21 protein-coding genes are annotated in these 20,425 nt (G+C 63.0%); 18 read left to right on the top strand and 3 right to left on the bottom strand.

From position 1 onward, the window contains the following. From VKP62_08440 to VKP62_08430, 3 genes are all read left to right on the top strand, one after another. Positions 1 to 381, top strand: a 381-nt coding sequence (locus VKP62_08440; protein ID MEB3197218.1) for a hypothetical protein, incomplete at its 5' end; no start/stop codon positions are given. A gap of 267 nt (positions 382 to 648) precedes the next feature. Further along, complete coding sequence (locus VKP62_08435; protein MEB3197217.1) at positions 649 to 1,518, top strand: AAA family ATPase; 870 nt, start codon at positions 649 to 651, stop codon at positions 1,516 to 1,518. Further along, entirely contained in the window at positions 1,515 to 2,396 is an 882-nt protein-coding gene (locus VKP62_08430) for a ParB/RepB/Spo0J family partition protein (GenBank protein ID MEB3197216.1), read from the top strand. Before VKP62_08435 ends, VKP62_08430 begins: the two co-directional genes overlap by 4 nt. 1 nt (position 2,397) lies before the next feature. On the opposite strand, the gene VKP62_08425 is transcribed toward VKP62_08430, so the two are convergent. Next, positions 2,398 to 2,928, bottom strand: coding sequence for a hypothetical protein (locus VKP62_08425; protein MEB3197215.1), 531 nt, complete (start codon positions 2,926 to 2,928; stop codon positions 2,398 to 2,400). A 351-nt stretch (positions 2,929 to 3,279) separates the two neighbouring features. Here VKP62_08425 and VKP62_08420 point away from each other — a divergent pair, with 351 nt between their 5' ends. Continuing rightward, entirely contained in the window at positions 3,280 to 3,450 is a 171-nt protein-coding gene (locus VKP62_08420) for an Rdx family protein (protein ID MEB3197214.1), read from the top strand. 24 nt (positions 3,451 to 3,474) lie between these two features. Here VKP62_08420 and VKP62_08415 read toward each other — a convergent pair whose 3' ends face one another. Then, positions 3,475 to 4,224 carry a CPBP family intramembrane glutamic endopeptidase gene (locus VKP62_08415; protein MEB3197213.1) on the bottom strand — a complete coding sequence of 250 codons (750 nt, stop codon included), beginning with the start codon at positions 4,222 to 4,224 and terminating at the stop codon, positions 3,475 to 3,477. 266 nt (positions 4,225 to 4,490) lie between these two features. Here VKP62_08415 and VKP62_08410 point away from each other — a divergent pair, with 266 nt between their 5' ends. The 3 genes from VKP62_08410 to VKP62_08400 all read left to right on the top strand — a co-directional run bounded on the left by VKP62_08410 (position 4,491) and on the right by VKP62_08400 (position 7,061). Next, positions 4,491 to 5,579 (top strand): TIGR04552 family protein, encoded by a 1,089-nt coding sequence (locus VKP62_08410; protein ID MEB3197212.1) that lies wholly within the window; start codon positions 4,491 to 4,493, stop codon positions 5,577 to 5,579. A gap of 89 nt (positions 5,580 to 5,668) precedes the next feature. After that, positions 5,669 to 6,250 (top strand): FKBP-type peptidyl-prolyl cis-trans isomerase, encoded by a 582-nt coding sequence (locus tag VKP62_08405; GenBank protein ID MEB3197211.1) that lies wholly within the window; start codon positions 5,669 to 5,671, stop codon positions 6,248 to 6,250. A 4-nt stretch (positions 6,251 to 6,254) separates the two neighbouring features. After that, positions 6,255 to 7,061: a hypothetical protein gene (locus tag VKP62_08400; protein ID MEB3197210.1), complete on the top strand. Its 807-nt coding sequence runs from the start codon at positions 6,255 to 6,257 to the stop codon at positions 7,059 to 7,061. Positions 7,062 to 7,064: 3 nt separating this feature from the next. On the opposite strand, the gene VKP62_08395 is transcribed toward VKP62_08400, so the two are convergent. After that, positions 7,065 to 8,015, bottom strand: coding sequence for a S8 family serine peptidase (locus VKP62_08395; GenBank protein ID MEB3197209.1), 951 nt, complete (start codon positions 8,013 to 8,015; stop codon positions 7,065 to 7,067). A 147-nt stretch (positions 8,016 to 8,162) separates the two neighbouring features. Here VKP62_08395 and VKP62_08390 point away from each other — a divergent pair, with 147 nt between their 5' ends. The 11 genes from VKP62_08390 to VKP62_08340 all read left to right on the top strand — a co-directional run bounded on the left by VKP62_08390 (position 8,163) and on the right by VKP62_08340 (position 20,421). Further along, complete coding sequence (locus VKP62_08390) at positions 8,163 to 9,026, top strand: YkgJ family cysteine cluster protein (GenBank protein ID MEB3197208.1); 864 nt, start codon at positions 8,163 to 8,165, stop codon at positions 9,024 to 9,026. Positions 9,027 to 9,072: 46 nt separating this feature from the next. Continuing rightward, the gene (locus tag VKP62_08385) at positions 9,073 to 10,755 is read left to right on the top strand and encodes a sugar-binding protein (protein ID MEB3197207.1); all 1,683 of its coding nucleotides are present in this window, start codon (positions 9,073 to 9,075) and stop codon (positions 10,753 to 10,755) included. Positions 10,756 to 10,871: 116 nt separating this feature from the next. After that, on the top strand, positions 10,872 to 11,963 hold the full coding sequence (gene serC, locus VKP62_08380) for a 3-phosphoserine/phosphohydroxythreonine transaminase (protein MEB3197206.1): 1,092 nt from the start codon (positions 10,872 to 10,874) through the stop codon (positions 11,961 to 11,963). A 93-nt stretch (positions 11,964 to 12,056) separates the two neighbouring features. After that, on the top strand, positions 12,057 to 13,238 hold the full coding sequence (locus VKP62_08375) for a putative glycoside hydrolase (protein ID MEB3197205.1): 1,182 nt from the start codon (positions 12,057 to 12,059) through the stop codon (positions 13,236 to 13,238). A 37-nt stretch (positions 13,239 to 13,275) separates the two neighbouring features. Continuing rightward, positions 13,276 to 14,085, top strand: coding sequence for a hypothetical protein (locus VKP62_08370; protein MEB3197204.1), 810 nt, complete (start codon positions 13,276 to 13,278; stop codon positions 14,083 to 14,085). Positions 14,086 to 14,145: 60 nt separating this feature from the next. Further along, positions 14,146 to 15,180, top strand: a complete 1,035-nt coding sequence (locus tag VKP62_08365) for an Ig-like domain-containing protein (protein MEB3197203.1) — start codon at positions 14,146 to 14,148, stop codon at positions 15,178 to 15,180. Between the two features lie 268 nt (positions 15,181 to 15,448). Continuing rightward, positions 15,449 to 16,474 (top strand): hypothetical protein, encoded by a 1,026-nt coding sequence (locus tag VKP62_08360; GenBank protein ID MEB3197202.1) that lies wholly within the window; start codon positions 15,449 to 15,451, stop codon positions 16,472 to 16,474. A gap of 16 nt (positions 16,475 to 16,490) precedes the next feature. Further along, positions 16,491 to 16,982: a hypothetical protein gene (locus VKP62_08355; protein ID MEB3197201.1), complete on the top strand. Its 492-nt coding sequence runs from the start codon at positions 16,491 to 16,493 to the stop codon at positions 16,980 to 16,982. 169 nt (positions 16,983 to 17,151) lie between these two features. Next, positions 17,152 to 18,129: an ABC transporter ATP-binding protein gene (locus VKP62_08350; protein ID MEB3197200.1), complete on the top strand. Its 978-nt coding sequence runs from the start codon at positions 17,152 to 17,154 to the stop codon at positions 18,127 to 18,129. Continuing rightward, positions 18,122 to 18,832, top strand: a complete 711-nt coding sequence (locus VKP62_08345) for an ABC transporter permease subunit (protein MEB3197199.1) — start codon at positions 18,122 to 18,124, stop codon at positions 18,830 to 18,832. Before VKP62_08350 ends, VKP62_08345 begins: the two co-directional genes overlap by 8 nt. A 5-nt stretch (positions 18,833 to 18,837) precedes the next feature. After that, positions 18,838 to 20,421 carry a GldG family protein gene (locus VKP62_08340; GenBank protein ID MEB3197198.1) on the top strand — a complete coding sequence of 528 codons (1,584 nt, stop codon included), beginning with the start codon at positions 18,838 to 18,840 and terminating at the stop codon, positions 20,419 to 20,421. Positions 20,422 to 20,425 lie beyond the last annotated feature (4 nt).

Here is a 20,425-nt window from a genome sequence, read left to right as displayed (position 1 = left end):
GGCAATGAGCTTTATCTGGCTTGTCGGGGCGCCGATGAGATTGCGGTCTTGTCCCCGGTTCCTCCGCGTTTGCTTCGCCGTTTGCCCGTTGCGCCGGGCCCCGCGGCCCTCGCCTGGATTGATTCGCGCACCTTGGCCGTGGCCTGTCTGAACACCGCTCCCGGCCGCGTGCTACTGCTCGATGCCCAGTCCGGGCGACTGATCCGGGCCGTCGAGGTGCCCGCGAACCCTGCTTCGCTGGTTTACGATGCGCGCTCCCAGCGCTTGTATGTTGGCTGTAGCGGCGCCTCGAGTGTGGCTGAGGTTGACCTGCAGCAGGGCCGTGTGCTGCGTGAGTTCAAGCTTGAAAGCCATCCGGCTGGCCTGTTGTTACTTCCCTGATCTTCCAGGGCGCCCTGCAACCCCTTTGCCGTGTTCCCGGTCCTTTCTTCTTCGAGGCGTCGTTCGCTCGACGGGCTCCTGGCACGGTGAGTCGCGGAGGGACCTGGCTCCCGGGGTTGACGCTTGTGACACCCGTCTCCGACGATTCAGCGTCAATTTCGTAGGGTGGGGGCAGGAATTGGTGCCAATTCCGCGACCGGGGGTCGCTTTGATGCGTTGGGAGTGGGCGCTTGCCCCCTGCCTTCACTGTCTGACAAGGAGTTCTACATGCCCGCCCACCGCTTGCAGGCGCAGCCCGGGCCTACCACATTTCTGCCGAGCGCGGAGGGTGGCAGCGTTGCCCCCCTGTCCGTCTACGCGGAGATGCCGTTTAGCCTGACGCCAAACCCTCGCTACCTGTATGTCGGAACCCAGCATCGCTCGGCCATTGCCAAGAGCCTGTACCTGGTGGAGCATCGCCAGGGGCTGACGGTCATTTTTGGAGATGTCGGGATGGGCAAAACCACGGTGGGGCGGCACCTGCTTCATCACTTTGTGGACTACCCTGAGAAATTCCAGGTCGCCTATCTGCCGAATCCCAGCTTCCCCTCGGAACACCAGCTGTTGGTGGCGATCTGCGCCGAATTCGGGATTGCGCCCGCCCGCAGCAAGCAGGCGACGTTGGCACGGCTCAATGACTTTTTCATCGCGCAGTACCAGGAAGGACGATTGGCCGTGCTGCTGATCGATGAGGCGCAACTGCTGAAGGGGTCGCAATTCGAGCTGTTGCGGCAATTGTTGAACTTCGAAACGGATGACCACAAGCTGGTTCAGATCGTCTTGTTTGGGCAGAACGAATTACGTGCCAAGTTGAAACCCAAGAAGGCGCTCTGCTCAAGGATCGTGACTCGCTCGACCCTTGAGCCGCTGGACCTTGCCGATACCGAAGGCATGATTCGCTTCCGATTGCAGGTGGCGGGATGCGCGCCCGACTATTTTGAGGGTGCGGCGATCGCCCGGATCTACGAGGCCTCGGGCGGGGTTCCGCGTGAAGTCAACAAGATCTGTCTGTCAGCTTTCACCCTGGCCACTTTCGCCGGCCTGCCAGGTGTCGACCTGGCGCTCGTGAATCAAGCGATCAAGGAGATCGACGCATGACGAACGCTTCACCCGTGCGCGGCAGTTTCGCCGCCATGTTCGAGGCCAGTCGCCAGCTTTCTCACGATGTGGCGCCCCGGCAGGTTCGTCTGAGTGCCATGGAACCGAATCCCCAGCAGCCACGGACGCATTTTGATGCGGCCGCGTTGGAGGAACTGGCCGAGAGTATCCGCAGCCACGGCCTGCTGCAGCCGGTGATTGTACGGCCTCATCCAGCCGGCGGTCACGGACGCTATGAAATTGTGGCGGGTGAACGTCGCTACCATGCCAGCAAGTTGGCGGGGCTTGAGAGCATTCCCGTGATCATTCGGAGCTTGGACGACAGCACGGCACGTCAGGTGGCCTTGATTGAAAACCTTCAGCGGGAGAACATCACACCGCTCGAAGAGGCTTTGGTGCTCAAGCAAATTCTGGATGAAACGGCTTGGAGTCATCGCCAGCTGGGGGAAAAGCTGGGCAAGTCCAAGACATATATCGAACAACGGGTGCGGCTGTTGCGCTATCCGCCCGATGTGCAACTGGCGTTGGGACACGCGAGCGCCAAGGACAGTGACTTCACGCCAGGACATGCCAAGGCCGTCGTGCAACTCAAGCAGGCGTCGGCTCGCGCCACCTTGATCGGGGAGATTCAGGCTCAGGGGTTGAGTGTCAGACAAGCCGAACAACGCGTGCAACGGGTAATGGCAGCCACCGCGAAGGAGTCCCAGCCCGTCACGTCTGAACCAGACAACGGACGACAGCCAGCCCCCGTTCACTGGAGGACACTGCAAACCTATCGGCTCGTGGAAGAGGCGCGTGAATCCGGTGTCGATGTGCTGGACTGGGCTGAACTCCAGGAGGCGCTCAAGCACGACCTGGGTGTGCTGCGTCGGGGCTGAATCAGAACCCTTCGGAAATCAGCAGTTCCGCCTGCAGCAGTGAATATGCGGTTTCGAGGGCTTCCAACATGCCGTCTTTGAATCCCTGACCGTAAGGGTCCTGAGCGCGCGCACCCTTGCGCAGGGCATCAGTGGGCTCGAGCAGTTGCTCGGACATGAGCGCCTCGATTTCTCCGAGCACGGCCCCCAACCCATCGCGGAGTCTGGCGAGTTCCTGGGAGACACGCCCGACATCATCGGCCAAGCGTGAAGGTCCCCGGCCCGTCAAAACCCGAAAACGGGACATGCAAGCCACTTTGTCGGTGTCCCCGTCCCCGTGGCCAGGAATGACCTCGAGGCGGGCTCGGGCCGCGTCCCCAGCTTCAGTGCGCCGCGCGTGCAGGATGAGTTCATTCAGCACATCACTGGTTGAACCACCGCGTTCGTGGGCCAGTCCCTCCAGACGCTTGATGGCATCAGGTACGAGACGGAACGTTTTCAGTTCCCGCCGCGCGCCGCTTTTCGCAGGTCGCCCGCCCGCATGCTTATTCATAATGTGCTGGGATCCTTCTGAAGACACGGCAATGATGAAGTCTGGCAATCAAGAGGGAGATGGCAATCCCTCAAAAAAAAGCGTTCGCATAGCATACAACACGCCCCTAAAATTGTGCCAAACGCACAGACAAATTTTTGGAACTTTTTTGTGTCGGGCACTCGGGTGCGGGCACACGTCTCATCGCCGGCCTTTTCAGGTCGTAGCAATCCTGCAACGCAAACCAACGGGGCGCTGAGAGCGTGACAGGTCCCTCGCGCGCGCGTATGCTGGCGGGGGTTCGGTTGTTTGAGGGGAGTGACGTCGATGCAAATCGAGATTACCTACTGCGGCGTTTGAAATTACGAGCCCGTGGCAGTCCGTGTGGCTGCCGAGGTTCGCGCATCGCTGGGCATTGAGGCTCGTCTGACTCGCGGGAGTGGGGGCGTGTTTCTGGTGACCAAAGACGGGGCCCCAGTGTTCGACAAGAAGGCTTGTCAGCGCTTCCCTGAACCTGATGAGGTGCCTGGCCTGCTTCGTTGAGTGGCAAGTTCGCCCCCGGGGCAATCAGCCAACCTTTTCCCCGGGGGCGTTCGGCGTCCACCAATGGTGGCTTCCCCACCACAGTGCCAGCACGCACGCCATCCCGAGGGCCCCGCCCAAGGGGTACCCCCCTCCGGTCAGCCCGACGTATTCGCTGGGCGCGACGAGACAGCGTAGCTGGTCCAGCGGAATGAAGAGGGCCAACCACCCCGCGTGAATGCCCGCTGCGCCCCAGAAATGCCCGAGGCGTTCTGTCAGGCGGGCCAGAAACAGACCAGCAAGCGCCAGCCCCAGCAACGGGAGCCAGGGGGGGGCTGACAGGACGTCCGCTTTGAGTACGTGAGCGACGGCGTAGAGGGCTGCGCTGACGGTGGCACTGCCCCATGCTCCCATGCCCCGGCGCAGCATTCGGTAGATGAAACCGCGGAAGAGGCATTCCTCCGAGGCGGCAAACAGGCAAGCCAGGCCAACCCAGGGCAGCACGCCAGGCCACAGGGGCTGGCTGGGGGCGGTGAGGCTCAAGAGACCTGCCTGCAGTTCAATTCCGAGCAGGCCGGCCAGCGAGAGCAGTCCCACCAAAAGCCCCACTCCAGCTTGACGGGCCCTGCCGGGTTTGAGGCTTGCGCCCAGTTCATCCCAGTTGCCTCGCTCCAGGCGGAACCAGGTCCAGGCCGCACTGCCCAGCAGCAGCACGTAACAGCCAACCACATAGGTGCCAGCCACATGCGGCGTGGCCGCTACCGCCGCCAGAGGGGCGTTCAGAATGGTGGTCACGAACCCGGCCCAGCAGAGGCCCCACGCGACGATGGCGAGGGCGGTCCCTGCAAACCAGACAGCCAACCGACGAGGAGGAGTTTGTTGTTGGTAGTGGGCCCGAAGTGCGGGCCCCCAGGCAGATTGGCTCATCCGTCGGCGACTCCCGTGCCGGGTCGATGATAGGGCCCGTGGGGCCGCGCGTGCAAGGACCGCGTGCCGCAGTGGTACATGAGGGTCAGAGCCCCGAAGTTCGGCGGCAGCGAATGAACCAGGAGGAGCCCGCGATGCAATCACCCCGCGAGGTCGCCGGCTCGCCCATCTCAGACCCGGTCTATCGCTTCCCCTGGCAGACACTCGAGTCGATTGTGGAGGGGCGTTCCGTCATTGACCTGGATGGGCTGAGGGTCAGCACGCGAGAGGCCGCCTGCGAATTCTTGCGCGCTTATGGCCTGGACCCCGATGAGCCGACCGATCAGGTCGAGTTGGTTCAGATTGCGGCTCAAACCAAGCATTTCATCGAGGATGTGCTATTGCCTTGGCGTGGGCTGGAGCGCCTGCCCGTCGACTTTCCGCAACAATTTGGCGACCTGTTGTTGTTGGCCTCCACGCCTGACCACGCGTGGCGAAACTGGGCCTGTTCATTTTTGCGGGTGGCGCACGCCGTGGCGCACGCGCGCTTTTCCCACGACCCGATCCTGATTGCGGCGGCCAGACAGCAGATATTTGACCGCTTTTCGGAACACCTGAAGCTGGGGCAGGCGCGGATGCTGGTCACGGATGGGGAGATGGTGATTCCCTTGCTGCGCTGTGACTTCAAACCCGAAAAACCCTGGGAAAGTTTGGTGCTCAAGTTGTTGCACAAGGTCGACAGTGTGGCGCAGGAAATTTACGACCATCTCGGCGTGCGATTCGTGACACCCGACAAAGCCTATGCGTTGTTGCTGTTGAAATATCTCCGGGTCAACAACGTGTTTGCCTACCCGAACGTGAAACCGAGTCGTTCCATCAACACCTTGGTGGATCTTCCTGCCTTTCGACGAGCCTTTGACGAACTTGAGGAGGCCTACCACCAAGGCGAGCTGTCGTTCAAGGAGTTCACCTCCTCGGTGCACCAACTCGGGGTGGCTCCCGAGCGAGAGCACGAACGAAACCCCCATAGTTCCACCGACTACCGCACCATGCAATTCACCGCCAGAGCCCTGGTTCGCCTGGTTCGCGGCGGTGTGGTGCAGCGGGCTTTCATTCCATTCGAGGTTCAAATCATGGACGCGGCCGCGTTTGCCCAGAATCAGGAAGGCACGACGGCGCACCACGCCTACCGCATTCGACAACGTGAAGCCGTCTGTGAAAGGGTCTTCCCCTGGCAAGTATGAAAACGACGGGCCCTTTTGGGATGGGGCGCCCGTTCGCCAGGTGAGGCATGTGGTATGCTGTGGCTCCTGTTTGAAGAGGAGACCACGCCATGTTGCGTCACGCACTAGTCATCTCAGCCATCGCCCTTCAATTTGCAGCCTGCGACGGGGGCAGCAAGTCGGACCAAGCCCAAGCTTCTCCGGGATCGCTCTACGCCGCTTCGCGCGCGCCCGTGATGGACCCGGAAGAGTCGCCACAGACTCAGGCAGCCACCTCCGCGACGCCTGCCGTGGCCGCTGCTTCACCTTTTGTGGATGATGGCAAGGCCATCACCACCAGTGCCCAGGTCAAGACCCCGAGTGGTCTGGGATACACGGTGCTGCGCCAGGCCAAGGCGGATGCCGTGGCCGCCAAGGCGGGCGACACCGTCTCCGTTCACTACACCGGCTGGCTCACCAGCGGCAAGAAATTCGATTCCTCGCTCGATCGCCAGCAGCCGTTCGACTTCCAGCTGGGCCAGGGGATGGTCATCAAGGGGTGGGACGAAGGCGTGGCCGGCATGCGCATTGGAGAGAAACGCAAGCTCGTGATCCCCGCGGATCTCGGCTACGGTGAACGGGGCGCCGGTGGTGGTGAAATTCCTCCCAATTCCATTCTGGTGTTCGAAGTCGAGTTGCTCGGTATCAAGTAGCCGAGTGTTGAAGCTGCGCGGTCTTCTCTGCGCGGTGGGCGGCATCCTGATGGGTGCCGCCTTGCCCTTCTTACGGGCAGAGCCGGCTGAAGCCATGGGTTTGCTGGGGCAGGTCATCGTGGCAGAAAGGGCCTTCCATCAGCTGGTCCCTCGCCATCCTTGGCTGGCGCCCCATCGTGATGCCATGCTGTGGGGAGCGCTGGCCGGCGAATTGCTGCGGCTATCCGGGCCTTCCACGATGGCGGAGCGCAAGCTTGATTCCCTGGCCGTGCGGGACGCCATGCTGGCACAAGCCCGCCAGGGCGGGCCGGCCGCTCGGGCCTTTGTCTGCGGTTGGTTGAGTCACCTGGAGTCTGATGCTGAATCGGACGCTTGGGTGTCACGGGAAGGTCGGCTCGGTCGGCTGGCCGAGGCGGTTGGATTGCCGGAGAATCGGTTGGGCAGAGCCCACGTCGATCTGGCGCTGGATGCCGTTCTTTTGCCGGCGGCCAGCCAGAAACTGCGCCTGATGGCGGAGGCTGCTCGGCGTCACGCCGGAACACCCTCAGGCGCACCCGTCGTGGCCCTCTTGCGCCAGACGCTGGGAGTGGACGATGCGCAGCATCAGCAGCTGGCGGCTCTGGCCTTCGCGCTTGGGAGTGTGGGGCCTGACCGTTACAAACGAGAGGTTGCCCATCTTCACGGGCTCGACCCGTACCTGGATGCGCTGACCGGAGCGAGCGCGCGGGCTTCGTTGTCGCCCGCCACCGTTCTGCTGACCGATGCCTCGCTGCGCGCCGCCCAGCGCATCCGACTGCTCGGGGGCCTGTGAGCGTCAGGCCCCTTCCGCAATTCCGTCAAAATGCTCGGGCGCCCGCAGGGCCTGAACTGCTTTGAGCGTGCGATTCAGGTTGATCCGGCCAAATCCGTATTCCGGGTGATAATCGCCGCCGCCCAGGCGATCAGCAGATTCCTGGATGATCCGTTTGACCTCGTGCGGTTTCAGTTCCGGACGAAGGGACAGCACCAGCGCTGCAAGGCCCGTGACGTGAGGTGCGGCGGCAGACGTGCCTCCAAAAGTGCCATAAAGCCGTCCCTGTGCGCGTGGGAAGGTGGTGAGCACGCCGTCGGACGGGGCCGTGACTGAGAGAAAATTTCCGGTCGGGGAGCACGCGGCGCGCCGGTCGTGGCGGTCCGTGCCACCTGCCGAAATCAGCCCCCTGAAGTCCCACAGAACGCTCCAAGTGCCGGGAAAAGGCGGGGGACTCAGGGCGGGGCCAGCGGCGCAAATGACGGGCACGCGATGTTTCAGGGCGAATCGAATGGCGTCGGCGAGGTCTTCTAACGCGTCTTCCGTCAGGCCGTGTTCCCATTGCACCACGCCCACGCTGGCATTGATGACCGTTGCGCCCTCCCGCACTGCCCAGCGAATGCCTTGAGCAATGTGCTGCGCCGAGACGGCCCCGGTTCCGGGTTCATTGACCTTGACCGGCAGAATGCGACAATCGGGCGCCACGCCGCAGAAACCTCGGCCATTGTTGCCCCGGGCGGCGATCAGACCCGCCACGGCCGTCCCATGACCAATGTCATCCTGAGAGGGCCGCCTTGGCTGCAACACGTTGAAGCCGCGAAGTACCCTGCCCGCCAGTTCCGGATGCTCCGAATCGACGCCCGAGTCGACGACCGCCACCACCACGTCTCGGTGAGCGCGCGTGATCTGCCAGGCCTGTGGGGCCTCGATGCGACGCAGAGACCACTGCCAGCGGGGGGAGCCGTGTTCATCCATGATGTGTTACAACCTACGAGGGCCGGCGTACCACCGGCCTTTCCAAGACCGAACCGGCGACAGGCTCGTGGCCCGTGCGGTTCTCAGTCGCCTGGAACCAGGCGGCGTCAAAACCTCAATCATGGCATGAGGAGGCTGGGAAGCCAAGTGGATGACACGCCGCCCGCGCCTGAGGGCCTCGAGGAAGCAGTGGCTGCCGGGTCGTTCGTGCGCCCAAGTGAACCTCTGCCGAGCGCGGCCTTCACCTTCGAGGAGGCATTGCAGCAAGCCAGTGGAGACGCCCCGCTAGCGGCCACGCCGTCAATCGGCAGCGTGTCGTTCTGGCTCGACGGTTTTCGCGAGTCCCTGCGAGAGGTGCAGCGGGTCGGCCCGGCGGAGGCGCCTGACAGCCTCTATGGCCTGGTGGACGATCTGGTGGAGCGCCTGCGGGACGCCTACCCGGGTGTCGTCTGCCGGGCCGGCTGTAGTGGCTGTTGCGACTCTGCCACGGCTTTTTTCGAGATCGGACCGTCAGAATGGGAGCTGGTTCGCAGCCACGTCGAGCGTCACTGGTCGCCTGTTCAGATGGCGGCCTTCGTGCATCGCTTCGACGTGGAACATCGTCCTCGTCTCAGGGGTTATCGCTGGCTGCGTTGGCTCGGCGTGTTTGAACCTCTTGTGGACGCCTACTTCAGGCGCCAGGGTTATCGCTGCCCCTTTCTGGAGGCGGGGCGCTGCTCGATTTATGCGGTCCGTCCTCTGGTGTGTCGGATGTATGGTTTTTTTGCGCTGCAAGACCGGCTGGGTGGGACCCCATCGGTGTATGGATGTCGGATGCAGGCCGATTATTTCGGTTGGCTTCGCTCCCAGGGACCCTTGATGTTGCCGTCTGCCCGGACCGTTTGGGCGCGGGCGGATCGTTTGCAGGCACCCTGGCCACGTGGATGGCGCAGGAAAATCTTGCCGCTCTGGGTGGCGGGCTGGCTCGACCGGTTCTCGTCGAGCGGCCTTGCCACCCCTCGGTCAATGTGATTCTTTGAGTTTCCCCGAGACCCGTGCAGCGGGTTTTTTCGACACCATGGCACACCCCCCTGACCAGCGCACCGAGACCAAGCGCTTCCGTACTTTCGCCTGGACCATCGCCCTGTTGCTGGCCTTGTTCGCCATGGCGGCGCTGCTCTGGTGGCGCGCGCCAGGCCAGACGCGGGAGACCCAAGCGTTGGCGCCGCCTCGGCTTGAGTCTTTCCAGCGCGAAGGCTTGATGGCCTTGTTGGCTCCTGGCTATCCGTCCCTGCTGCCCCTGATCGAAACACGGGCCGGCAGTGTTCGGGCAACCGAGGGAAGCCTGGATGCAGTGGCTGCCATCCTGGATTTGCAGACGGGGCGGGCGCTGTGGGGGGTCGCCTATCACTGGTCAGGTCCCGTCACGTCAGGGGGCGGGCGTGTGACGCAACCTGGTTTTGCGGTCGTGGTACCGCCGCAGCGAAATGAGCCTGGCAGCTTGCTCTATCTCGCTGCTGGAACGGGCGGTTGGGAACGGAGCGGCAGTTCGGCCTATGAGGGCACCCTCGAGGTCCTGCAGCGGGTTGACGCGGTGGCTTGGAGCGACGCAGAGGCCGGCTTTCTGGTCCATCAGCAACTGGAGTCCGCGCTGGGGGGGCGAATGGGGCGGGGAGTTACCCGGGCCTTCGGGCGCAGTCGCGCCGGTTGGGAACTGTTCTGGGAAGAAGAAACCCACAGTCGCCTGCGCCCCGATCGCACGTTTGAAATGACCCAGGACACCGGCGTGGAGGTGATCGACCCGGATGGAGATGGCCTCCGGGAGATTGCGACGACGCCGACCTGGTACGTGCGGCAATTGGCGAGCGGCGATCGCGGCATCCATTTTCTGGCCGAGGCCCCGGGGCGCTATCTGCATCGTCGATTGGGCAGTCAGTTCCAACTGGCGAGTCTGCAGCTTCACGGCGGTTCGGCCGCTGCCTTGCGGCTTCGGGGGGCTCCCCCCTTGCTGGCCGTGCGCACCCCACAGGCTCCCCGAATCGATGGCCAGTTCGATGATTGGGATCGCGTCGAGGTCAACCAGGTCGGCTTGATCTGGCTCGAAGACCTGTCGCTTCTGCGCTACCAGCGGCGTCCGCGGCGCGGAACCCACGACTTCAGTGGTGCCTGCCGCTTGATGTGGGATGTGGACGCGCTGTACCTGCGCGCGGATGTGCTGGATGACCGATTCCGCCAGGCTCAGGCAGGCAAGCGACTCTATGAAGGTGACCACGTCGCGTTGTGGATCGATCGCGACCTGGATGGCGATTTTGCTCAGGGGACGCGCAATCGGGACGACTGGCAGGTCGGTCTGGCACCACGCCTGCTCGAGGGATTTCCGGTTGCGGCAGGCGAAGCCTGGGTGTGGGTGCCGCGAGCCGGCCGCCAGGGCATCACGGTGGCGACGGCTCCGCTGATGGACCCGTTCGATGGCGCCCGACGCGGATATCAGATGGAGGCCAGGATTCCCTGGAGCGCCGTCGGTGGCGTGCTGCCTGACCTGCGAGCGGTGCCCCCCTTGCCGACGACCGATCCACGCCAGGAACTGGCGGCGCGTCGGTACAGACTGCAACTGGTGGCCCGTATGGGCTTGACGGTGGTGCTGACGGATGCGGACGAGCGTCCCCAGGAACTGGCTTACGTCACCAATCCGGAATTTGGTTGGGGCGACCCGCGGACCTTCAACACCTTGATGCTGGTCGATTGGGTGCGGCTTCCCTGAGCGAGGGCCAGCCCAGGGTGCGCGCCAGCCACCGCTGATGAGCCGCCATTTGCTCGCCAAGCACGCGTCGAGGGAACCGGGTATAATTCCGCGGCCCCTCTCCTGAAAGGAAACCTATGCCTGCCGCGCAAGCCACCGTCTGGAATTTTTATGCCGGCCCTGCCGCCCTGCCGCGTCCGGCGCTGGAACGGGCCCAGGGGGAGCTGTTGAACTTTGCCGGGACCGGAATGTCGGTCATGGAGATATCCCACCGCGCCAAACCCTACATGGCCCTTCACGCGGAGGTTCAAACGTTGGTGCGCTCGTTGCTCGGCGTGCCTGACTCGCACGATGTCCTGCTGTTGCAGGGGGGGGCCAGCCTGCAGTTCTCCATGGTCCCGATGAATCTGGCGGCGGCTGGCGGCCCTGCGGCCTATGTCAACACCGGAGAGTGGGCCTCCAAGGCCGCCAAGGAAGGCAAGCAGCTCGCAGGCGCAACGGTGGTGGCCTCCAGCGAAGCCACGCGTTTCGACCACATTCCGGCCCTGCCGGCGATCGAACCGTCATGCGCTTACGTGCACATCACCTCCAACGAAACGGTCCAGGGAACCCAGTGGCAAGCCTTCCCGGACACGGGAGACGTTCCGCTGGTCGCCGATATGTCGAGCGACATCATGAGCAGACCTCTCGACGTCAGGCGCTTTGGTCTGATTTATGCCGGGGCCCAGAAAAATCTGGGGCCGTCCGGGGTCACCTTGGTGGTCGTCGACAAGCGCCTGTATGAGCGGATTCCCAAGGGACTCCCCACCATGCTCGACTATCGCACGCATGCGCAGGCCGACTCCATGTACAACACGCCGCCGACCCTGGCCGTTTACATGCTCCGCAATGTGCTGTCCTGGCTTCAGGACCAAGGCGGGGTGAGCAGCATCGCGGCGCGCAATGGGCGCAAGGCTGAACGCCTCTATGAGGTCATAGACCGTCATTCAGACCTCTATGCCGGGCATGCACGGCCCGAGGCTCGCTCGACCATGAACGTCACCTTCCGATTGCCGGATGAAGCCATCGAGAAGGCCTTCCTTCAAGGAGCCGAGGCAGTTGGTCTGGTTGGCTTGGCTGGGCACCGCTCGGTGGGCGGTTGTCGGGCCTCCATCTACAACGCCATGCCGGAAGAAGGCGTGGCAGCGCTGGCTGAGTTCATGCTGGCGTTTGCCCGTCGGGGCGCCTAGTCCTGGCCCCCGGCCTCGCCTCCGCCCCGGTGTCGTCCCTGACGGACCGGGGCATATACCCCGTAGCTCAATTCACTTAGAAAGAGGCTCCACGTGTTGCGCTCGTTCTCCCTGCTGGTGGTGGCCAGTTTACTTGTTGGGTGTGCTCCGAAGGCGTCCGATGGGGAGGCCAGTGGGGCCAACGCTGCCACCACGGCCCCTGCCACCACGGCGCCACGGACGGCCTCCGCGTCGCCCGCCTCATCGGAGCCCTCGGCTGGGGCTGTGGCACCACGTGCCAAAAATTTCGAGGCCCGCGGGATCTACATCACGGCCACCAGCATGGTGTTGCCGCGCTACGTGCCGATGCTGAAGGCCCTCAAGGCTGCAGGGGGCAACACGATTGTCTTCGATGGCAAGGATGAGGGCGGCATCGTCTCCTGGCAGAGCCAGGTGCCCCTTGCCAAGGCGATTGGTGCTTCCAAAGAAGGGCCCATCCGCGACCTCAAGGCCAAGGTGGCGGAGGCCCACAAGCTGGGGATTCACGTGGCTGGGCGCGTGGTGTGCTTCCACGACCCGATTCTGGCCAAGAAGCGGCCCGATCTGGCGGCCAAGCGCGCGGGCGGTGGGGTGTGGAAGGAGTTGGGGCGGCAAAGCTGGCTAGACCCGAGTTTGACGGCGGCTCAGGATTACAACATCGACATTGCCAGGGAGATGGTGGCGGCCGGGGTGGACGAGGTCCAGTTCGATTACATCCGCTTCCCCGCCATGGGGGACACCCAGAACGCGCGCTACGGGTTTGACGAAAGCAAGGTCAAGAAACACGAAATTATCACCGCGTTCCTGAAGCGGGCTCGCGAGGCCCTGAAACCCTCTGGTGCTCTGGTGTCGGTAGACGTGTACGGCATCATGGCCTGGGCGCAACCGATCGATGTTCGCATCACCGGCCAGTTGCTTGAGGACATGGCGCTTCACACGGATGTGATGTGCCCGATGCTCTATCCTTCCCATTTCAGCCGCGGCTTTGCAGGCGTCAGCAACCCAGCCGACCAGCCCTATTTGTTCATGCACAAGGGCCTGACGCTGATGAACAAAAAGGTGGCGGGGACGGGTGTGGTGGTTCGTCCGTGGATGCAGGCCATGCCCTACAAGGTCACTTCTTTCACGCCGCGTTACATCAGTGAGCAAATGCGCGCGGGCCGCGACACCAAGGCCGTCGGCTACATGATGTGGAATGCCCAGAACAAGTACGAGACCGCATTCTCCGGCATGGCCTCGTTCCACGGAATGCGCTGAACTGCGGCCCCTGGTGGCCCCTGTTGGAGTATCGACGATGACGGCCTCACCGCCGAATGCTGACGAGGACGACGGAGGGGATGCGTTCGATGCGGCGCGTCGCGACCATTCCCTGCGACGTTTGGTCGCAGACCATCGCAATGAGTGGATGCATCGGGGGGCCACGAGCCTGATCCGGATCGGGCACCGCGTGCCCTGGCTGAAAGAGCTGGGCTATCGGGCCTACGAACTGGCCACGCGCCCCTTCTTGCGCGGACGCGAGGTCAAGCGTTTCGGTGCCGTCGGCGAGGGCGTCTTCCGAGGGGCCCAGCCCAGCCCGGAGGCCTTTGAGGCCCTCAAACTTCAGGGCATTCAGACGGTCATCAACCTGCGCCCTGAAAGCGATCGTGAGCGGCCTTGGGTGGCCCGACTGGGCCTCCGGTACATCTATCTGCCCTTGCCGCCCTTGGACGCGCCCACCCACGAGGTGACCCTGCGCTTTCTGGAGGCGGTGACCGATCCCGCCCACGGGGTGGTGTTTTTTCACTGCTATCACGGCGTGGACCGGACCGGCGCGATGGCTGCTTGCCTGCGCATCGCGCGTGATGAATGGTCCGTCGAACAGGCCGTTGAGGAGATGCGAGCGTATGGCGTGCATGAGCACGGCCAGCGCTCCAAGATGAGCTATGTCCAGCAATTTGCCGATTACTGGGAGACGCTGCCGCTCGAAATGCACTGTCGTGTGCTGCACCGCCCGTTGCCGCAGGACCTGTCGCCGTCCCCGGCGATCGCCTCGGCCTGGTGGGATCTGCTGCCCAAGCGTTTACGCGATTGGCTGGCCCGCTGGCAGCAGGCACCTGGCTCCTGAATTCCTCAGCCGTCAAGCCCGCCACCCCCGGCGGTATAATGCGGGAGGAGGTCACTGGACGTGCTGTCCCCTCGGAAATCTGGGAGCCCTCTTCAAATTCTGGTGCTGGCCATTGCCCTGCTGGCCAGCTGTCGGGGCAACGCGACCCTTCCGGTCGCGCCTCAGCTGGAAAATTCAGCCGAGGCATCCCTCTTCAATTTGAGTATTCAGGCGCCGCAGCAAAGCTTGGCGGTCGGAGAGGACCTTCAACTGGCGGTTGTGGGCACGGACGAGTCGGATGGCCAGGTCGCGGTGAGACCAGATTGGCGCTCAAGTGATTCAGGCGTGGCGACGGTCGACGAGCGTGGTCTGGTCCGCGGGCGCCAAGCGGGAACCGTTCGTATCAGTGCCAGTACCCAAACGCCTCCCAGGGAAGCGACACTCGACCTGGTCATTCTCGCGCCGGGCCAATCGCCTCCCTCATCACTGCCACAAGGCCCCGCGGGGATGCGTCCTTCACCACCCGGCATGGCCCCCCCGACACCTTCCACCGGTACCACCCTGGCGATCTATCCGCCAACCCCGCGCGTCCAGCCCGGCGGACGCCTGCGATTCCTGGCCTTGCAGGGACCTCCAGGGCGCGAAACACCCGCTGCCGTGCTCTGGCGCAGCGATAACCTTGAGATCGCCACCGTCGATGAAGCCGGCGTGGTGACCGCCATCCGGCCCGGAACGGTGCGTATCTGGGCGCAGTCCTCCGCCTATCCTGCCGTGTCGGCCAGCGTCGAACTGGCCGTCCTGGCTCCGGCGCCTGCCAGCGCCATTTCAGGCATTCGGATTCGGCCGGAACGGGTGGTGATGAATGTGGGCCAAAGCGTGTGGCTTCAAGCCGATGTTCCGACCTTTGCGGGGGGCTATGACCCCCGCGTTCGCTGGGAGTCGGGGGATGCCTCGGTCGTGACCGTTTCGGAGGAGGGCAAGCTCACGGCGATCGCCCCCGGCACCACCACGGTCTCAGCCGTGGCCCTTGGCGTCTCCCGAGGCGAATTGGCGGCCAAGGTGCCTGTCGAGGTGCGAAACACCGTACTGGGGCGTATTCGGGACATCCTGTTCTGACCCTGATTTGAGCTCCCGGGCTATGCTCAGGGGCATCGGAGACCTGGCCAAGGACAACGCTCGGCACCGCCGCGAGAAGGAAGGAGCCCCTGGCCTGAAGGACAAGGCGGCCGGCAGGGCATGAAGCATGTGGTAGCGATCGTGGGAAGCGGCCCGATGCCCCGGGTTTCTTAAAATTGAGTTTAAGCTCAGTTCATTGCAAGCAGGACTGTCGTGTCGTCCTCCGATAGACCTCTTGTCTAGACTGCCGCTCGGAGTTTTCCGTCAGATGAATGCTTCGCAGACCGGATTTTCCTCGGTTTCAGCCTCTCCGCTCTCCCGCGTTCAGGCGTCTGCGGGAGCGGGCAGCAGTGGTCCCGACCCCGTTGGCGGGGGCAGCAGCCTCGGCCCCATGCGGCCCGTTTACGGCTCGGCTCAAGACGCTTTCCAGTTGCGTCAGGAGTTGACGCAGATCCTGCAGGAAGGCCGAAGTTACGATCTGGCCGCCGCGCCCCACGTGGACAAGCTGGTGCGCTATCTGGGGATGATGCAGCCCGGTCAGTTGGAAAGCCTCAAAGGCCTGATCAACGCGGCACAGACGCGTCTGGAACAGATCTTCATTCTCAAGGCCTTCGCCGCCAACGAACCGTGGGCCAACCTGGTTCAGTTTGCCGTGGAAATGCGCGGTGTTTCGGAGGGTGAAATTTTTCGTCGGGCCACGATGCGCGATGAACAGGACCTCATACAACAATGGCAGGATGCCTGCGGTCCAACCGTGCTGCAGTCTGCCGCCGGTGAGGCTGATCCCCGCTATGCCTGGGAGTTGAACAAGAGCTGGAGCGTGAGCCAGATCGATCCGCTCGGCAACAACAGTGCACTGGCTGCGCAGCAGCGCGCTTGGCTGGAACAATATGGGGGCAAGGCCGTGCTGCGGGGAGAAGGGGGAGGCCTCGGGATCAGCATCAGCCGCATGCTGAACGAAAATCTCACGCCCATCACCGGGGCCCAGTATGCGACGGTTCCGATCGGCGACCAACAGGAGGCGCTGGCCCGCATCCTCGCCACCCTTCAGCAAGGCTACGACGTGCCCCTGCGGGTATCCTGGGATCCGCCCAGCGCCGGGGACGGTACCGGTCACTTCGTGCTCGCGATGGCGGTTCGGTCGGGCACTTACGGGCGAGAACTGCAAATCCATGACCCTTGGACGGGCAAGTCGACGTGGGTGGCTGAATCCACCCTGCTGGCCGACCGGATGGACCCGATTTTCGGCAGCTACGCCCGCCTGACCCACTACTATCAGCCTTCACCGGCCTGACGTGGACCAGCAGGTCATGCGACCTCCTTCGCCGCGGGCTCCCAATCCTGATTACGTGCCGCCGGCACAGTACTTGAAGGCCGGGTACTTCCTCAAGGACGGTCGAACCATCCGGCCGGACCTGCTTGGCAAGCGGGCAGCGGCCATGGGGCGAGAGTTGCTGATGGCCGCCGTTCCTCTTGAAACCATGGAGAGGGTCGCGCGCGAGCTCCAAGCCTTGCTGGCGCGGGAAGCCGATTACGATGCCCGTCGTCGGGGTCTGCTCGCGCTGATGCAGGCCCCAGGGCTGCGGCGCTTCCCCTTGCTCGTGCGTCTACTTCAGGTCGGCACGAGCATGGCCACGGGCAACGCGGAGGTCGCGGCCTTGGCGCGCCACCTGTTGCGGGTGTATCAGCTCGCCGCTTTCGAACGGGTCCTGTCCCGGATGACGGCCTTCGAGGCGGACGTGCGGCGCTTGCGCGACGCCCGTAAACGGGCCGTGCGCGGGTTCAATCGCCCCAAGGCTTGACGCGTCTATTAAGATTTTTCCAGGACAAGGTAAAATATACGCCGGCCCGACCCGGGAGCCGACCGTGGTTCTTGGTCGAAGGGGCCGTCTGGCCCCGCTTCCACCTTTCACTTGTCGCCTGTCAATGGCCAGAGAGGAGTAAGATGCCCGTGATGAAGGGGATACACCCATGATTGTTGTAGAAAATCTCACCAAGCAATACGGCGCGCGTGTGGCCGTCGACAACGTGAACTTCACGATCGCCAAGGGCGAAATCGTGGGTTTTCTGGGCCCGAATGGGGCCGGCAAGTCAACCACGATGCGCATGTTGACGGGCTTTCTCAGCCCCACCGGGGGCCGGGTTCGCATCGGCGACTTCGACATGGCCGAGCAGCCGATCGAAGCCAAGCAACTGCTGGGCTACTTGCCTGAAACGCCGCCACTCTATCCCGAGATGACCGTTCGCGACTATCTCGACTTCGTTGGTCAGCTGAAAGGCCTGAGTGCTTCCGAACGGAAAGAACGGGTCGCCGTGGTTCTGGAGAAATGCTTCCTCACGGACCGCACCAATCAGCTGATTGGCCAGCTCTCCAAGGGCTACAAGCAGCGCGTCGGCATCGCCCAGGCGCTGATTCACAACCCGCCGGTGCTGATCCTCGACGAGCCGACCAGTGGACTCGACCCTCAGCAAATCATCCAGATCCGCGCTCTGATCAAGGAACTGGCGGCAGATCACACCGTGATTCTCAGCACCCACATCCTGCCTGAAGTCCAGTCGACCTGTAGCCGGGTGTTGATCATCAGCGGCGGTAAGTTGGTGGCCGAGGGCAGCGCGGAACAGCTGGAGGCTCAGTTGCAGGGCGGCATGCGTGTGTCGATGCTGGTGCGGACGGGTGAGAACGCCTTGAGGGCCCGTCTGAGTGAGTTCACCCAGTTACGAGATCTCGCCATCACGACGCCCGCCAACCAGCCTGAACTGGTGCAGGCCGAGATGAGCTTGCCCGCCGGCATTGACCTGCGGGAAGACCTGGCCAAACTGATCGTGTCTTCAGGTTGGGGACTGGTCGAGCTGAAGAGTGTCAGCCTGAGCTTGGAAGAGATCTTCCTCAAGCTGACGACTCAGGAAACGGCTGCCGAGGCGGCATCCAAGGAGGTTGTCCATGTCTAAGATTCTCGCCATCGCGGGACGGGAGATGCGCAGCTATTTTGCCTCCCCGCTCGCCTTCGTGGTCGCCGCGATGTTCATGCTCGTGGTGGGTTACCTGTTTTCGTTGATCCTGTTTCACACCAAGCAGGCCAACTTTCAGCCTTTGTTCTCCAACATGGCGGTCATGTTCCTGCTGGTGGTTCCGGCTCTCACGATGCGATTGATCGCCGAGGAACGGAAGACGGGGACGATCGAACTGCTGATGACCTCTCCGATTCACGATCGGGACCTGGTGCTGGGCAAATACCTGGCGGCTCTGATCTATCTTCTGTTCCTGACCGTCCTGACCTTTGCCTTCCCGGTGATCGTGGCCTTCACGACCAAGCTGGAATGGGCCGTGGTCCTGAGTGGTTACCTGGGGGTGTTTCTCCTCGGCGCCAGCTTCATGGCGATTGGACTTTTGGCCAGCTCGCTGACGGCCAACATGATCATCGCGGCGATGATCACCTTCGCGATTTCTCTGGTGGTCTGGCTCCTGCCCTCCGCCGGTCAGATGTTCGGGGGCGCCGCTGCCGATGTGATGACGTATTTGTCCGTCATTAACCACCAGGAGAATCTGGGGCGTGGGGTGCTCGATACCAGCGACCTGATCTTCTACTTGAGTTTTATCGTCGCCTGCCTGTTCATGGCGGTGCGTTCGGTTGAAACGTACCACTGGAGGTAAGCCTCGTGTCCGAACAACATTCAACTCCCTCTGAGGATCGCCTCTCGACCATCGACAAGGTCAACCTTGCCTTTGGTTTGCTTGCGATTCTCTTGCTTGCTGGCTCGCTGCTGATCGGTTATTCCTCCGTGCTGGCTTCCAAGCTGGTGGCATGGTTTCCCAATGCCGGCCCTCAGCTTCCGGGGTACCTTCGGACGGCTGGCATGGGCGCGATGGGCGTCTACGTGCTGACCTTGCTGATGCTCAAGGAGAAGGAAGTGGGTGCCTTCCTGAAGCACCGGCGCACGGCTTCCGGGGCCACGATCGCGGTTCAAATTGCGGCCGTGATCGGGATTCTGGCCGCGGCCAACTATTACGGCACGCGTCACCACGTCCGGCTCGACATCACCGAGAGCAAGCAGTATTCCCTCTCGGAGCAGAGCCTGAAGGTGGTCAAGGATTTGAAGGAGCCGATCACCGTGCAGGTGTTCCTGCGCAAAGGGGATGCCTACGCGCAGAACCTGGAGACGCTCTGGAAGCAGTATGCCTACGCCAGTGAGCAGGTGAAGCTGGAAATTATCGATGCGGACCAGAATCCGACCCTTGCGCGCCAGAACAAGGTGACCGTCTCGGGCACCTCGATCATCACGCGCGCGGGCCAGACCACCACCATTACCGGCAATCAGGAACAAGACCTGACCTCGGCGCTGATCAAGGTCGGCCGGACCGTTCAGAAGACCATCTACTTCACGGTGGGCCACGGTGAACTGGCCTACGACAAGTTCGACAAGGATGGCATCAGCCAGCTCAAGGACTTGCTCGAAAAGCAGAGCTACAAGCTCGACCAGCTCTATCTTTTCACCAAAGCCAGCGTGCCCGCTGATGCCGCCCTGGTGGTCGTGGCCGCACCCACCAAGCCGCTCTCCCAAAAAGAGATCGACGCGCTTGATACCTACATCAAGACCGGGGGGCGCGCCTTCGTTTCGGCCAACCCGCAGACGGATACCAACCTGAACGAGTTGACCAAGCGCTACGGCATCGAACTGCGCAACGACCTCGTGATTGACCCGGCTGCCAACCTGTTCGGTGATCTGGCAATTCCGGTCGTGCAGAAGTTCCCCTACCACGTGATCACGCAGAACCTACAGGCCGCCTATTTCCCCGGCAGCCGCTCCCTGCAGAAGGCCAAGACGCAGCCGGCTGGTGTGACCAACATCACTCCGTTGGTGGAAACCAGCGAAGCGGCCTGGGGAGAAAGTGATCTGAAGGCCAAACCGCTGCGTTTCGATGCTGGCAAGGACACCAAGGGCCCTGTGCCGCTGATGATGGTGTCCGAGATGGGCTCCAAGGGCCGTTTGATTGTGGCCGGTAACGGTTACTTCTTCGCCAATGCGGCCTTCGGTCAGCTCAACAACGGGGACCTGTTCATGAACGCCCTCAACTGGTTGACGGGTGAGGACAGTTTGGTTTCGATCCCGCCCAAGGACGCGTCGAACAAGCAGGTCAACCTGGTTCCGAACCAGTATTACGCCATCTTCTTCGGCACGGTTCTGGGCTTCCCGCTGGCCTTGCTGCTGACCGCAGCGCTGGTCTGGTGGCGGCGGAGGTAGGTAG

It is taken from the genome of Candidatus Sericytochromatia bacterium (genome assembly GCA_035285325.1).
Lineage (GTDB): Bacteria > Cyanobacteriota > Sericytochromatia > S15B-MN24 > JAQBPE01 > JAYKJB01.
The sequence above is the reverse complement of the archived record's forward strand: the minus strand, read 5'-3'. Positions and strand labels throughout refer to the sequence as shown.

Excerpts from the sequence above, each read along its gene's own strand:
- VKP62_08395 (MEB3197209.1), bottom strand. The coding sequence starts at position 8,015 with ATGGATGAACACGGCTCCCCCCGCTGGCAGTGGTCTCTGCGTCGCATC.
- VKP62_08405 (MEB3197211.1), top strand. The coding sequence starts at position 5,669 with ATGTTGCGTCACGCACTAGTCATCTCAGCCATCGCCCTTCAATTTGCA.
- VKP62_08355 (MEB3197201.1), top strand. The coding sequence starts at position 16,491 with ATGCGACCTCCTTCGCCGCGGGCTCCCAATCCTGATTACGTGCCGCCG.
- VKP62_08350 (MEB3197200.1), top strand. The coding sequence starts at position 17,152 with ATGATTGTTGTAGAAAATCTCACCAAGCAATACGGCGCGCGTGTGGCC.
- VKP62_08370 (MEB3197204.1), top strand. The coding sequence starts at position 13,276 with ATGACGGCCTCACCGCCGAATGCTGACGAGGACGACGGAGGGGATGCG.
- VKP62_08435 (MEB3197217.1), top strand. The coding sequence starts at position 649 with ATGCCCGCCCACCGCTTGCAGGCGCAGCCCGGGCCTACCACATTTCTG.
- VKP62_08360 (MEB3197202.1), top strand. The coding sequence starts at position 15,449 with ATGAATGCTTCGCAGACCGGATTTTCCTCGGTTTCAGCCTCTCCGCTC.
- VKP62_08410 (MEB3197212.1), top strand. The coding sequence starts at position 4,491 with ATGCAATCACCCCGCGAGGTCGCCGGCTCGCCCATCTCAGACCCGGTC.
- VKP62_08425 (MEB3197215.1), bottom strand. The coding sequence starts at position 2,928 with ATGAATAAGCATGCGGGCGGGCGACCTGCGAAAAGCGGCGCGCGGCGG.
- VKP62_08345 (MEB3197199.1), top strand. The coding sequence starts at position 18,122 with ATGTCTAAGATTCTCGCCATCGCGGGACGGGAGATGCGCAGCTATTTT.
- VKP62_08385 (MEB3197207.1), top strand. The coding sequence starts at position 9,073 with ATGGCACACCCCCCTGACCAGCGCACCGAGACCAAGCGCTTCCGTACT.
- serC (MEB3197206.1), top strand. The coding sequence starts at position 10,872 with ATGCCTGCCGCGCAAGCCACCGTCTGGAATTTTTATGCCGGCCCTGCC.
- VKP62_08430 (MEB3197216.1), top strand. The coding sequence starts at position 1,515 with ATGACGAACGCTTCACCCGTGCGCGGCAGTTTCGCCGCCATGTTCGAG.